General features: G+C 41.6%; 10 protein-coding genes and 1 pseudogene. 2 read left to right on the top strand and 9 right to left on the bottom strand.

Annotated features, from left to right (window positions below):
- Window positions 1-22: 22 nt before the first annotated feature.
- The 4 genes from FTU64_RS12800 to hemE all read right to left on the bottom strand — a co-directional run bounded on the left by FTU64_RS12800 (window position 23) and on the right by hemE (window position 4,530).
- Window positions 23-1,897: a DUF4105 domain-containing protein gene (locus tag FTU64_RS12800; RefSeq protein WP_257222257.1), complete on the bottom strand. Its 1,875-nt coding sequence runs from the start codon at window positions 1,895-1,897 to the stop codon at window positions 23-25.
- Window positions 1,898-2,006: 109 nt separating this feature from the next.
- Window positions 2,007-2,477: a DUF3015 family protein gene (locus tag FTU64_RS12795; RefSeq protein WP_078190276.1), complete on the bottom strand. Its 471-nt coding sequence runs from the start codon at window positions 2,475-2,477 to the stop codon at window positions 2,007-2,009.
- A 150-nt stretch (window positions 2,478-2,627) separates the two neighbouring features.
- On the bottom strand, window positions 2,628-3,419 hold the full coding sequence (locus FTU64_RS12790; protein ID WP_180055196.1) for a DUF817 family protein: 792 nt from the start codon (window positions 3,417-3,419) through the stop codon (window positions 2,628-2,630).
- Between the two features lie 40 nt (window positions 3,420-3,459).
- Window positions 3,460-4,530 carry a uroporphyrinogen decarboxylase gene (gene hemE, locus FTU64_RS12785; RefSeq protein ID WP_180055009.1) on the bottom strand — a complete coding sequence of 357 codons (1,071 nt, stop codon included), beginning with the start codon at window positions 4,528-4,530 and terminating at the stop codon, window positions 3,460-3,462.
- A 205-nt stretch (window positions 4,531-4,735) separates the two neighbouring features.
- Between hemE and FTU64_RS12780 the strand changes: the two genes are divergently transcribed.
- Both FTU64_RS12780 and FTU64_RS12775 read left to right on the top strand, forming a co-directional pair.
- Window positions 4,736-5,956: a L,D-transpeptidase gene (locus FTU64_RS12780; protein ID WP_180055007.1), complete on the top strand. Its 1,221-nt coding sequence runs from the start codon at window positions 4,736-4,738 to the stop codon at window positions 5,954-5,956.
- Window positions 5,957-6,148: 192 nt separating this feature from the next.
- A complete protein-coding gene (locus FTU64_RS12775) occupies window positions 6,149-6,844 on the top strand; it encodes a pirin-like bicupin family protein (RefSeq protein ID WP_180055005.1) in 696 nt (231 codons plus the stop codon).
- A gap of 30 nt (window positions 6,845-6,874) precedes the next feature.
- On the opposite strand, the gene FTU64_RS12770 is transcribed toward FTU64_RS12775, so the two are convergent.
- The 5 genes and pseudogenes from FTU64_RS12770 to atzF form a co-directional block, all read right to left on the bottom strand.
- Window positions 6,875-7,024 (bottom strand): hypothetical protein, encoded by a 150-nt coding sequence (locus FTU64_RS12770; RefSeq protein WP_180055003.1) that lies wholly within the window; start codon window positions 7,022-7,024, stop codon window positions 6,875-6,877.
- A 524-nt stretch (window positions 7,025-7,548) separates the two neighbouring features.
- Window positions 7,549-7,950: pseudogene (locus FTU64_RS12765) on the bottom strand (guanosine-3',5'-bis(diphosphate) 3'-pyrophosphohydrolase); the annotation flags it as partial.
- A 156-nt stretch (window positions 7,951-8,106) separates the two neighbouring features.
- Entirely contained in the window at window positions 8,107-8,793 is a 687-nt protein-coding gene (locus FTU64_RS12760; protein WP_180055001.1) for a GntR family transcriptional regulator, read from the bottom strand.
- 2 nt (window positions 8,794-8,795) lie between these two features.
- Entirely contained in the window at window positions 8,796-12,395 is a 3,600-nt protein-coding gene (uca, locus tag FTU64_RS12755) for an urea carboxylase (RefSeq protein WP_180055000.1), read from the bottom strand.
- Between the two features lie 19 nt (window positions 12,396-12,414).
- A complete protein-coding gene (gene atzF, locus FTU64_RS12750) occupies window positions 12,415-14,229 on the bottom strand; it encodes an allophanate hydrolase (protein ID WP_180059933.1) in 1,815 nt (604 codons plus the stop codon).
- Window positions 14,230-14,769 lie beyond the last annotated feature (540 nt).

Below are 14,769 nucleotides of genomic sequence, written 5' to 3'. Positions count from 1 at the left end.
CATATTTTATCTATCTTAAAAATTAATAGAAAAATACATAACTCAATTTCAATTTATTCCAATCTTGATCATCTTGCTGCTGGTATTCATAGCCTAGTCTTAAGGCATTTTGTTGGTTGACGATATATTGTAATTCTGCATCGAGTTTCAGATTCCATTGATGTGCATCTTCCCAATACGGAAGCTCTGCCTGAACCAAACTATTTAATTTTTCTGACCAAATATTTTGGCAACCCAGTGTCGGCCCAAGGCCAACTCGCCAGCCCTGATCGAGAGACTTACCGCCCTGCACCTGCATTTGAGACTGCACATAACACAAATGCGTGCGTTCTTGATTGGCCCAGCTATATCCAGATTGAGCTTTTAATTCAGCTACACCATGTTGTTTCGTTTCGCTAAATTGACCTGCATCTACTGACACTTGCTGCCAGCCAAAATTAAAACCCCAGCTTAGCGGTGTTTTAAATGGCGTGATCGGGTTGTAAGAATTGACCGATAAAAAATCAAAATGATTGAGTTTGAGTTGGTCGTCTCGATATTGGATCGAGCCATCCCAAAACATCAACTGCGTACCAATCCGAAAGCCACCTTGCGGATCGATCAAGTCATGATATGCCTGACGATGCCCGAGTTCGATATATTTTTCACCTTGAACTTCGCCTACTGCGGCTGAAAAATTTCGCGCATGATGTCCATTGACTGGGTCTAGACTTGGCTGCTTAGGTTCAGTCCGTTGTTTGGGTTGTGAAGATTGGCTACGTAAGGCCAAGATTTGACGCAATTTAGGCTGCGTTTCTTCCGCACTCACCTTTCGACCAATCAGTAATAAATACAGATGGTCGTACGCCATTTCCAATATTTTCGCTTGCTCTGCTTCATTAAACTGAGCGACTGCTGTCGACATGTTATCAGGTTTAATTTCAGCGAGCTTATGCGCTTCACGTGCTAAACGATATCCATGTTGCTGCGCTTGTGATAAAAGCTGCGTTTCTAATGCAGGACGATACACCGCTGCTTGAATCAGTTGTTCATCATTGATCGCTTTAATCGTTTCAACAGGAATGGAAGCGACTTTAAATTTTTCGGTTAAATTCAGTGTCGGGCGAACCAAATCCATTAGGCCCAATAATCGATATGCACAGTTATCACTGGCAAAATAATAGGGAAAACTGACATTTTGCATTTCCCAAAGATGTTTAACCAAATAACTGGTTTCTTGCTCGGTCAGTGCTAGCTCATATTCCCACAAATCACGACTTTCAAAATCACCATATTCTTTCACCTTTCGGTAGTACGGCATCAAGGAATATTCACCAGGATATTGCCCTGTTAAGCCTTTCCATGCATAAGACCAGTTATCTTCACCTGCAACTGTCGCAGCATAGTTAATGGCATAGGACACCAAATTTAGCTCTTTCTGATCTTTCGGATCGAGACGCAACAAGGTATGTCCAAACATAGAACTTGGATTCCCCATAAAGTCTGTGGCGTAAATTAATGTCGCTTTATACGGCTTAATTTTCCCAAACCATTCATCAAACTCAGGGCAACTCACTACTGGTAACTGCTCTGAACGGATGGATAATTCTTGCATCAACCACTGACTACGCGCAGGGAAACGACAACGAAAGGCTTGATTATGTTCGGCGGTTTGAAACAGTGCAGCGACATCTGCCTCTAATTCGGCTTGGGCATTTTGACGGCCATTTTCAGCTAGAAAGTAACCTGAAAAAGCAACTTCACTTTGTCCTTTATGATCTGTATATAAAAGTCGTTGCCAACTGATGTGTTCAGACAGTTTTTTTGATTGTGCAAGTTCAATATATCGCTGTAGCTCTACGGTTTTAGAGAGGTTTGGATCTACAACTTGCTGAGCATATAAGATGCTCGGAATCATAAAGGTACAAAATAAAGCAGTTGATTTCATTCAGTTATATTCAAATCCATTTTTATATATTTTAGATAATAAAAAACCCTGCCGAGAGACAGGGTTTTGAAAGCATCGATTAAACGTATGCTTTAAGTACTTCATCTTTCGCCATTACGCTTTGTAATGAAGCAAGTACTTGTAGAGAAGACTGGTTTTCAGCTGAATAGATTTCAGCAAAATTTGCTTTAGACACAGCAAAGAAACGTGCTTTATCTGTTGATTGGATGTTTAAAAGCTCAGCCAAAACATTCAGGCTCTCACCTTGACCAACCGCCATATCACGAGCAAGTGATTCAGCATTTTCATTGGTAAATGTTACCGCTTGAGCAGTCACTGTACCAGTACCGCTACAACCTAAAGTACCAAAAGTAATACCAAGTAACTGGTTAGTAAAAATACCGTTGGTAGTCGCAGCTAAAATTTTAGGAATTTTACCTGATTGACCAGCCCAAACTTGAGAACCAACACCACAACCTACGTCACGGTCAGCAAAAGCAGCTGTAGAACCTAGTGCAACGACTGCAACTAAAGCTAATTTTTTTAACATGGCACTTCTCCAGGGAATTTTATTCCATTGTTTTTAATTATTAAAACATGTGTAATTTTGATTACACACCTGTAGATTAACTTGATCTTTCAGATAAGGCAAAACATTTTCATCTAAAACTTTTGGCTAAAAATAATACGTTCTTTTTCACTATTTTTTGAGCAACCAAGTACCATTTTCATCACGTTTTCCAAGAATTTTGAGCACTAAAACCAAACTGAGTAATAGCAACAAATACCAAGAACCGAGTTTCCCCCAACCGACCATATGCCATGCATCGACCTGACTTGGATATAACCAAATTTGATAGAAAGTACTGATATTTTCTGCGATCCAAATCAAAAATGCCAAAATCAACAGTACTGGTAACATCGGCAACTGAATCACATAATTTTGTAATTGAAAACTGAGCTTAGTTTTCCAAAAGATCACCACACTCCAAGCAAACAAAAATATACGAATATCTGGCACAAAAAATTTGGTCATAAAATTAAGATATGACAAAACGGCTAAGCACAGCATATTGCCAAAACGCGGTAAGTTACTGAACGACACCTGATATAGACGTAACGAACGTGCAAAGAAACTCCCCACCGCCGAATACATGAAACCTGCAAACAATGGCACAGTCAGCAATTTGAAAATCGCAGGCTGCGGATATTGCCATGAGGCAATATGTGGATGGGTCAGAAATATTTCCATCCCCATTGCAAGGATATGAAACAGTGCTATGACTTTGGCTTCCGCCCAAGACTCGAGTTTTAAGCAGAGTAAACACACTTGAATGATCAGTGCATAAAACAATAAATAGTCATAACGGAAAAAGCCAAAATATTCCTGACTTCCCATTGCTGCAGTGAATGCAAAAGCGATCAGCAGTAATATCCCAAATAAGGCAGCCGAAGCTGCCTTATAAGAGAACTCAAAACATGATTTTATCATCTTGACCACGGTTGAATCCTAAACCAATTTCCCTAAAGCCTTATAAATACTTGGCACTATATTCGTGTACCGTATCAATAAAGGCTTTCGGATTGGTTGGATCTACCCACTGGGTAATACCATGGCCTAAGTTCGCCACATAACCAGTTTTTTCACCGTTGGCATATGCATCATCTAACATGGCACGCGTCGCTTTCGCAATCGCTTCAGGCGAACCATACAATGTTGCTGGGTCTAAGTTGCCTTGCAATGCTGCACGGCCTGCAACTGTTTGACGCGCCACATTTAATGGCGTAGTCCAATCTAAACCAAAGGCATCTGCACCCGTTGCAATCATTGGCTCTAACCATTGACCACCACCTTTGGTAAACAAAATCACAGGAACCTTGCGTCCATCTTTTTCACGCTGTAAACCTGCCACGATTTTTTGCATGTAGTTTAGTGAAAATTCGATGTATTCACGGTGTGCTAATGCCCCACCCCAACTATCAAAGATTTGTACGGCTTGGGCACCTGCATCAATCTGCGCATTGAGATATTCAGTCACCGCCACAGCCAAACGGTCTAATAAGGCATGCAGCACTTCAGGTTGTGCATACATCATTTGTTTCGTAAAACGGAAATCTTTGCTTGAACCGCCTTCCACCATATAGGTTGCCAGTGTCCAAGGACTGCCTGAGAAGCCAATCAAAGGAACTTGTCCGCCCAACGCTGAACGAATCGTAGTCACTGCATTCATGACATAATCTAGGTCAGATTTGGCATTAAACTTAGGTAAATTCAGTACATCTTGTTCGGTACGTACAGTTTTATGAAACTTCGGACCTTCACCTGCTTCAAAATACAGTCCTAAACCCAACGCATCAGGTACAGTCAAAATGTCTGAAAATAAAATGGCTGCGTCTAAGTCATAACGACGCAAAGGTTGTAAAGTAACTTCACAAGCAAATTCTGTATTTTTACAAAGGGATAGGAAATCACCCGCTTTTGCACGTGTTTCACGATACTCTGGTAAATAACGGCCAGCCTGACGCATCATCCAAACCGGAGTGGCATCTACCGGTTCACGTAATAAGGCACGCAAGAAACGATCATTTTTTAAGGTCGTCATTCACTTTCCCAACTTAATTCGATATTCACATCATCATATCAAAAAGGTTGTAAATATAATAACTTCTCAAGCATTTAAAAACCGATCATGTTGAGTACCAAAAATGATATTTACACAAAACAACTACTGCATCTCCACTTTTTTTCTGTAATACTTAGCCAGTTTTTAATACACAGTAAATGAATAATTCTTAAGGTTGAATTACATGTTCGTTCGCACCATGCTCGCACTGAGCCTAAGTTGCATATTTGCTGGTACAGCTATTGCCGCATCTACTGCTGAACAACCATTAACGCCAAAAAAAGTGACTAATGTTGCAGTTCAGGATCCCATTGATCCGTTAGCGACTGAAGCTTCATCTGCAACTAGCCAGATTAGCGCTCAAGAACAAGAAGATCTGAACCAAGCATCGCAAACTTTAGACAGCTTGCAACAATCAGAAGATGTTAAAGCCGACATCGGTGCTGCACCTGCTACAGCGACTGCTACAACTCCAACACCAACTTCGCCTGCTGCCAAAGTTGCTTGGGGTTTAAATGACCTAAATAATGCTCAGTGGTATGACAACATTGGTAAAGGTCAATTCCCTGTTTATGCACGTGCGCATGTCATGCTCAATAATGCACATGCTTCACCGGGTGCAATTGATGGTACCAGTGGTAAAAATACCCTAAAGGCGATCGCTTCATTCCAACAAATGAATGGGTTGAAACCTACAGGGACTTTAACTAAAGAAACTTGGGATGCGCTGATTGCGAAACAAGGTTCTAAACCTGCATTCATTGAATACACGTTGACTGATGCAGACTTGAAAGGTCCTTATGCAGCATCAATTCCACACGACTATGCATTACAAGCAAAAATGAAAGGCTTGTACTACACACGTGTGACTGAAATGTTGGGTGAAAAATTCCACATGGACGAAGACTTTTTGAAAAAGTTGAATCCAAAAGCGACATTTAAAAAAGCTGGTGAAAAAATCTTAGTTGCGAATATTCGTAACGAAGTTCCTGAAGATATTCACTTAATCGTTGCACATAAAGGCGCGAAACAACTTTACTTGTTTAATAGCCGCAACCAAATGATCGGTTCATTCCCTGCAACGATTGGTAGTTCAGATACGCCATCACCTACAGGTACATACAAAGTTACAGGTGTTGCACCAAATCCTTGGTACAGCTACTCACCTTCTAACTTTGTTCAAGGCAACAACAGAAAACCATTGTCTTTACCACCTGGTCCAAATGGTCCTGTTGGTAATATCTGGATTGGCTTGAGCAAAAAATCATTCGGTATTCACGGTACACCGAACCCATCTGCTATCTCTAAAACAGCATCACACGGTTGTATTCGTTTGACTAACTGGGATGCAAATGATTTAGGTAAGAAAGTGAAATCTGGTGTGACTGTTAAATTCTTAGAATAATTTTAGTCATATTTAAAAAAGCCTGCTTCGTGCAGGCTTTTTTTATAGTTGCGCCTTTATGTATAACAAAAAACTCTATCTTGGCTGAGCGTTGCAAAAATAGGATGAATTGTCGCTAAAAAACTATATATCACTATTTAGTTCAATCCTAAAATAGGCATATGTTCAATAATTAAGATAAGGATGAATGCCATGAATGCTTTTTTACATCCAAGTGAAAACCGTGGTCACGTAAAAATGGGCTGGCTTGAGTCTAAACACAGCTTTTCTTTTGGTAACTGGTATGACCCGAAATACATGGGCGTTAGTGCGCTTCGTGTAATTAATGATGACTTAATTGCAGCACATGAAGGTTTTGGTCAACACCCACATGACAACATGGAAATTTTGACCTGTGTGTTAAAAGGCACCATTACGCATAAAGACAGCATGGGCAACCATGGTGGCATTTCTGCGGGTGAATGGCAGCTGATGAGCGCGGGAACTGGTGTTCGTCACAGTGAAATGAACCAAGGTGATGAAGATGTTCATTTATTGCAAATTTGGATCATTCCAAACGAACGTGATGCAGAGCCGACCTATCAACAAATTAAATGCGATCCACGTGATCAACCCAATCAATGGCATTTAATTGTTGGACCGAATGACAATGCACCGATGCATATTCGCCAACAAGCTGAAGTGAAAACAGCAGTCATTTCTAAAGGTCAATCTTTAGACATTGAAGCAACACAACACATTAACTATGTGCATGTCATTTCAGGCTCAGTGAAAATTGCTGAACATACCGTTGAAGCTGGTGGCGCAATCGCCTTTCTAGAAGCTAGCAAAATTGAAGCGCTTGAAGATGCTCAAGTGATTTGGTTTGATTTACCCGAAGTAAAATAACGAAAAAGCCCTCAAATGTGAGGGCTTTTTTTATGCCGCTTGGCTTAGGCGTTCACTGCGTTGATACAACCACATCAACACCAAAGTTGGAATGATAAATCCTGCAGCCACCATGATGCCATGTAGGATTGAGGCATAAGGTTCAGCAAGCATGGCCAAATGTTTTATTGGAGATGTCAATGGATGGAATCACTTTAAAAGTCTCGAAATCAAGCATTTCGAGATATTCTTAAATGACACTCAGCATCTAATTATCTAGATAAAATTCATCAATCAAAGGTGATTTTATTCTATTGCTGATGCAATCTATCTAATCAGCCTTCAGTTTCCACGCGATAAAAATGATTTTGCATAAAGACGCAAAACATAGAGGCAAATAATTGCCGATCTTGTTCAGTTTGAAAGATGCCCCCGAAATAGTCTCGATCTATGGTTAAAATTAAATTTAAGAATATTGCCTGCTTGGGAACCACTCCCATTCTTTGGCAATATGCAAAATATGCACTGACATCTTCAAATAAAATCCACCATTCCTGTGGACTTCCAATCTGAATGCCACCTAATGAATGCTCTAGATCAAACATCGCATTGAGCAGATACTGAAAATTTTGCTGTGAACTTTGAAATTGAAATCTCGGATAATCTGTTGTTAGATTTAATTCGATCAGATGTAAATGGACGCTCCGAGCACGATCTAATCTACGTTTAACTTTTAAATATTGTTGATAACGACGTCGATCTTTTGCTGTGACCAAAGTTAAGCGAGACAAATCCATATTGTCGTGTAAATCACTGAGTTTCACTTCACACGCTATTGCATTTTTAGCAGTACGCTGCGCAGCTTGAAATCGGTTCTCACCTGTTGTTTTAGTCAGTGCCTGTATTGCGTCGATAATATGGGCTTGAAAACCTAAAGCATGAAGCTCATCCGTCGTTGTCTCTGTATCTTCTAAAATGTCATGTAATACAGCGACGATTTTAGCGTCGGGATGTTGCACATTTTGCATCACACGAAGTGGATGCTGAATATAAGCTTGACCCGCTTTATCGACTTGTCCGAAATGGCGTTCAGTCGCCAAAGAAATCGCGTTTTCTAAAGTTGAAATAAAGAATCTCCCCTTCGTGGTCTTTTTTATTTTTCTCCATCATATTAACCAATGAATACAGATATTTGTAGCTCTAAGCGCTACTTGAACGACACAGATTGACTCGTAAAATACACTACCGTGGCTTATCGTGAGCTAGATCTTTTGAAAATACTTCTATGCCATTCGTGCCAACATTTCCAAAGTAATTTTTTTCACCTCTTTTTTACTTTGCTGAATATGGCTGCGCATTTTCTCCAATGCCACTGTCACATTATGTCCAAGGATCAATTGTAAAATCTGTTGATGCTCTGCATAAGTGGCTTCTATTCGATAATCTTTAGAAAAGTCTAAACGTCGAATAATACGGATTTTTTCACTGACATCCCGATGCACTTTCGCCATTTCACTATTACCGATTGCCTCAACCAATTGGCAGTGAAATGCTTCATCTTGCATCGATAAAGTTTTTAAATCATGCAAAAACTGCTCAGGCGGAATACACCACACATTTACTAAGTCTTGTAAAGCCAGTTTGAGCTGAGTTGATTCCATTTTACAAAGTTGCTCAATGGCATAGCACTCCAGCAAAATCCTTAAATCATACAGTTCTTCATAAGCTTTAAAGTTCAGCGGCTTCACCTCCCAACCGCTACGAAAATGTACTCTTACATAGCCAGCTTGCTGTAAACGGTATAAAGCCTGACGTACGGGTGTACGGCTCACTTCATACAACTCGGCAATTTCAGATTCGGTAAAACGTGCGCCCGGTTTGAGCTGGAAATCAAAAATATCGTTTTTTATTTTTTGGAAAACCAGCTCAGACAAGTTGTCTGAGCTTTTCCCAACAATGGCTGAGGTCATATTTATTCCATATAAACCAGCGGCTCACCGCTATGTACCGTTTGTCCTGCACGGCAAATAATCGCTTTCACGATACCGTCATCATCGGCATAGACTGGAAGCTCCATTTTCATCGCTTCAATAATGGCTACAGTATCGCCTTTCTTCACAGACTGTCCAGCTTCGACAAAAATTTTCCAAATGTTGCCAGTCATCGACGCATTCAAGGCTGCAAATTGGCTATAGTCGGTATCATCTTGCAGGATTTCCATTTCCGCAGGTGCATCGAACTCATCTTTCCAGCGTTCAACTTCAGTTGTAAATGCCTGCTGCTGCTGTGCTTTAAATTCGGCAATACTGTCTTTCTCTGTTTCTAAAAAGGCTTGATAAGCTGCAAAATCAAACTCTGTTTCTTCAATTTTGATTTCAGCCACACCATTGGCAAAGTCGGCACGGAATTGATCCAGTTCAGCTTCAGTCACTTCATAATATTTAATTTGGTCAAAGAAACGTAAGAACCATTGCTGATCGCTAAACTGCTTGTTCTTTTTAAACTTATTCCAAATAGGCAAGGTACGACCAATCAATTGATAACCGCCTGGTGAGTCCATGCCATAGATACACATGTACATTCCACCAATACCAACTGTGCCTTCTGCGGTAAACGTACGTGCAGGGTTATATTTCGAGCTGAGTAAACGATGGCGTGGATCAATTGGCACAGCACAAGGTGCAGTTAAATACACATCGCCCAAACCTAAAATCAAGTAATTGGCATCGAAAATGATGTCTTTGACTTGCTCACGGCTGTCTAAGCCATTAATGCGCTGAATGAAATCGACGTTATTTGGCAACCAAGGCGCTTTTGCACAGACACTTTCTTGATAACGTTCTACAGCCCCTAAAGTGGCCGAATCCTCAAATGCCATCGGCAAGTGAATAATTCGTGATGGAATTTTGATTTGGCTCAAATCGCCCATCTCATTTTCGAGTCCCAATAAAAACTGGATCAAATTCGCTTGGCTGAAACGCAATCCATCATATTTAATTTGCAGTGAACGCACACCTGGAGAAAGCTCTAAGATGCCATCAATGTTCGCTTCACGAATCAGCTGCATCAAACGATAGACACGTAAGCGTAAAGCCAAATCGAGGACGTTTTCGCCATATTCAAGCAAGATGTAACTGTCACCTGCCTGACGGTACACCGCTTTTGGCGCATGTGCATCAGCTTCACGCACAGCCAATATCCCTTCAGGCTTACATTCAAAATTTGCCACCTCTGAGTTTTCAGGTGCTTGAGCAAAGTTTTGGATATCGGCAATTTGCTGAACTTCCAAGGCATTGGCTTGTTCCACACTCATCGGATAGAAACTGATGCTGTCATCTGCCTTAAGTTGACCAATCTTCCAAAGTTCTGCTTTGGCAATGGTGACTGGGCAAACAAAGCCACCGAGGCTTGGGCCATCTTTAGCCAAAATCACGGGAAAATCACCAGTGAAGTTAATCGCCCCAATAGCATATTCACAGTCATGCACATTGGATGGATGCAAACCTGCTTCACCGCCATTTTCACGTGCCCAGCTTGGTGTCGGGCCTGTTAGGCGAATACCTAAACGGTTTGAGTTAAAGTGTACATTCCATGTTGAAGCAAAAAATTCTTCAATATATTCAGGTTTAAAGAAATCTGGTGCACCATGCGGACCATACAGCACGCCAATTTTCCATTCTTTGCCATAGCTTGGAATACGCTCTGCTGCCAAAGCTTGTGGTGATGCTGTAGCAACTTCCAATCCATCTAAAGGCAGGCTTGGATTAACCATTTTAATCATGTCGCCTGCACGCAGCACTCGTCCTGCATGACCGCCAAAATTACCCAATGCAAAGGTTGAACGGCTGCCTAGATATTCAGGTACATTTAACCCATTGCGGATTGCAAGATAAGTACGGCAACCCGATTCAACTTGTCCGAGCGCCAAAGTTTGCCCGGCTTTGATACTGATAGGCTGCCAAAAGTCTATATTCACGCCATCTAGAGTCGCGCTGCATGGCGCACCTGCAAGGGCTACGATACTATCGGCATGAAATTTAAGACTTGGCCCTTGTAAGGTAAACTCAAAACCTGCTGCCGATTTTGGATTACCGACAACTTGATTAGCCAACTGAAATGCATAATCGTCCATTGGGCCTGATGGCGGTACACCAATATCCCAATAGCCCACACGCCCCGGATAGTCTTGAATCGTACTTTGCGTTCCCGGTTGCAGCACTTCAATTACATTTGGCACATATTTAAAATCATCCAGCAGACGTGTCCAGATTTGCATATTTTCAAAGCGTGCATCGGACACTACGGTATGCGCATAGTCTAAGTTGGTACTGATGCCATTCAGGCGGGTTTCAGCCAAGGCTGTTTTTAGCTTAGCAATCGCACTGTCTCGGTCTGCTGCATGCACAATAATTTTGGCAATCATCGGGTCAAAATATTGTGAAATTTCAGTGCCTGTAGATACCCACGTATCCACACGGATGTCTTCAGGGAAATACACATCCGTGAGTACACCCGGACTTGGCTGGAAGTTTTTCACTGGGTCTTCCGCATAAATTCGCACTTCAATGGCAGCGCCATTGGGCTGAATATTGCTGAGTTTTTCCCAGTCCAAAGCATCACCTGCTGCCACTTTGAGCATGCATTCAATCAGATCTAATCCTGTCACCATTTCAGTGACTGGATGTTCAACCTGCAAACGGGTATTCACTTCAAGGAAATACACTTCATCACGGGCAGCATCATAGATAAACTCAACCGTGCCCGCGCTGCGGTATTTCACCAATTGACCGAGCTCTACGGCAGCACGGTGCAATTTTTGACGGGTCGCTTCTGGTAAATGCGGTGCAGGTGTTTCCTCAACGACTTTTTGGTTACGGCGCTGCAAGGAACAATCACGCTCACCAAAAGCAACGACTTGACCTAAACCATCACCAAAAATTTGTACTTCTACGTGACGGGCTTTATCGACAAAACGTTCAAGAAACACACCCGCATCTTTAAAGAACTGCTCTCCTAGACGCTTTACACTTTCATACGCATCTTTTAATGATTGTTCATCATCACAGCGCGTTAAACCAATCCCGCCACCACCCGCAGTACTTTTCAGCATGATGGGATAGCCAATCTCTGCAGCAGATGCGAGCGCTTCATCCAAACTTGCCAATAAACCTGTGCCCGGTGTCATAGGTACATTGGCTGCAGCCGCCAATTCACGTGCACGATGCTTCAAACCAAACTCTAAAATTTGTTCAGCCGTTGGCCCCATAAAGGCGATACCATTTTCCTCACATGCACGGGCAAAGTCGGCACTTTCAGATAAAAAACCATAACCTGGGAAAATCGCTTCAGCGCCGGTTTGTTTGGCTGCTTGAATCAATTTTTCAATACTTAAATAAGTTTCTGCAGGTTTAACACCTTCAAGTGAAACCGCTACATCTGCATCTAACACATGCTGTGCATAACGGTCTGTCTCTGAGTACACGGCAACCGACTGAACACCGAGTTTCTTTAATGTACGAATCGCACGAACAGCAATTTCACCACGGTTTGCAATTAACACTGTTTTAAACATGATTATTTCCCCGAATTTTTTAATTTGATTTTGCTGTTGTTGCTTGCAGTGATTGGATATAGGCGCGCCAGCCGCCAAATTCACTGATATTTTTTGCACCGTTTAGGCCATAAGGTTCACAAATAAAGCCTTTCACCCAACGTCCATCGGCAAGCTCGACATTGCCCATACCAAGTGGTGTTGGAATTTCAGCAACAAATTCACCAAAGCGTGCTTTTGGAATATCCCAAAGCTCGACAATAATTTTTTGACCCGATTCCTGACGTGCTAAACCTGGTTTCGGCGGTACAGTGCCCGGCAGTGCATAGAGGGCATAATCAGCAGAAGTGGTTGTGGTTTCGACATGCACGGCTTGACGTGTTGTCAGTTGGAAATTGAGTGGCATACCTGTGAGATGTGCGCCTACGACTGCAACGCGAAAATGCTGTGCAGATGGTGCAGAAATGACTGAAGCTTTTTCAGGCAATGTTTTCGCTACTGCACCCAGCGGTAATTTCAGATGGTTTTGCCATTTTTCTGCAAAGTTTGCTAAAGCCGTATCGTGCCAAGCCGGTGCAATGAATGTGATTCCAAAAGGCAGCCCGTCGGCACGAAAGCCTGCAGGAACAGCGATGGCACTGAGGTCAGCTAAATTAGTAAAGTTGGTATAGGTGCCAAAGTGGCTATTATTTTCAATTGGCGCTTCTGCCATTTCAGCCAGTGTGTGAATGGTTGGCGAACTTGGCACCACTAAAGCATCAAATTGCGCTAAGGTTTGCTGAATTTGGCGTGCCAAATCTTGCTTTAAATATTCGGCGTTATAAGCATCCACCGCAGTGTACTGCTGCCCTTTTTGAATAATTTCTAAAACTGTTGGATCAAAGTCATCTGCATGGCTGTCTAAAATTTCAGCTACGGCTGCCGTACGCTCTGCGACCCATGACCCTTGGTAAAGTTGGCTCGCCAATTGACTAAAAGCGCTGAAATCAATTTCTGTCAGTTCTGCGCCTAAGTTTTTTAATTTAGTCAGTGCTTGCTGAAATGCATCCGCCGATTGAGCATCGCCAAAAAATTCTAATTGTTTTGGAATGGCTAACTTTAATTGTGCGCTGAACGTTGCAGGCGCTGTTGCAGGATTCACACGTGAATAGCTGTCGCTTACATCAAAACCTTCCATAACATCTGCCACAGCAGTCGCATCAGCGACGGTTAAGGCAAAAATTGAAATGCAATCTAAGCTCTTACAGGCAGGCAATAAGCCTGTATTTGAAAAGCGACCTTTGGTCGGCTTTAAACCGACAATATTATTGAAAGCTGCAGGGATTCGTCCTGAACCTGCAGTATCTGTACCGAGTGCAATCGGGACTAAACCACGTGCTACTACACTGCCTGAACCAGAGCTTGAACCACCGCTTACATAGTCAGGATTAACAGTATTCGGCACGGCACCAAATGGCGAACGCGTACCGACTAAACCAGTAGCGAATTGATCTAAATTGGTTTTACCTACAATGATGGCACCTGCTTGTTTTAAGCGCTGCACCACAGAGGCATCTTCAGTTTTAATGTCCGTAAATAATTTAAATGCAGCCGTCGATGCAAAGCCCACCACATCAATATTGTCTTTCACTGCAATAGGCACACCAAATAAAGGTAAGGCCGTAGCATTTTCAATTTGTTTTAAAGCTTTAATCTGAGAAGTTAATTGCTCTATAGATGCAATGGAAATCCATGCTGGGTCTACGCGATCAAATTGCTCGACCAAGGCATATAAGTCTTCAAGTTGAATTGTGTTATTCGTGTAGGCCGCTTTCCATTCCGCTAAGGTCCAGCCTAAAGTTTTTATTGAGTTCATTGATGTGCTCATTCTTGTATCCAAGTTTGAATACTGTGTTGCACACATCATGCCAACTCTAATTATTATTTATTTTTCAATATCTTAATATATTTTATCAATCATTTGCCTATTTTATTTAGCCAGTACAAAAGGATAAATGTTCTATTAAGTTTCCAAGCTCCACTATTTTGGTGCATGACTTTTATAATCGTGTTTTCAATAGATTCTTTTCATTTAGATGCAGATATAAATACAGTGAACTTTCTATTTTCACTCTTTATAAGCTTTCAATTTAGATGTTTTGTATGACTTTGAACTTAGAATAAAAAGAACTGAGAAATATTTTGAATTTTATATATAGAAAAAGATACATCAATGATGGCTAAAGCAATATTGGGCTTTGAGATTGATCGGGTTGAATAGAAAAGTAGTAGGGTCTGTTGACATTTGTTGATTAAAAAAATAGCGAGATAGTAAAATTAAATCGCCAAACCCAATTTTACACTCGCTATGCCTCGAACAATGCTAAATGATCAACACTGGTCCAAGTTACTTGCT

This window comes from Acinetobacter sp. YH12128 (genome assembly GCF_013418655.1).
GTDB classification, from domain to species: Bacteria; Pseudomonadota; Gammaproteobacteria; order Pseudomonadales; family Moraxellaceae; genus Acinetobacter; species Acinetobacter amyesii.
Note: the sequence above shows the minus strand (reverse complement) of the source record. Positions and strands in the feature narration are given on the sequence as shown.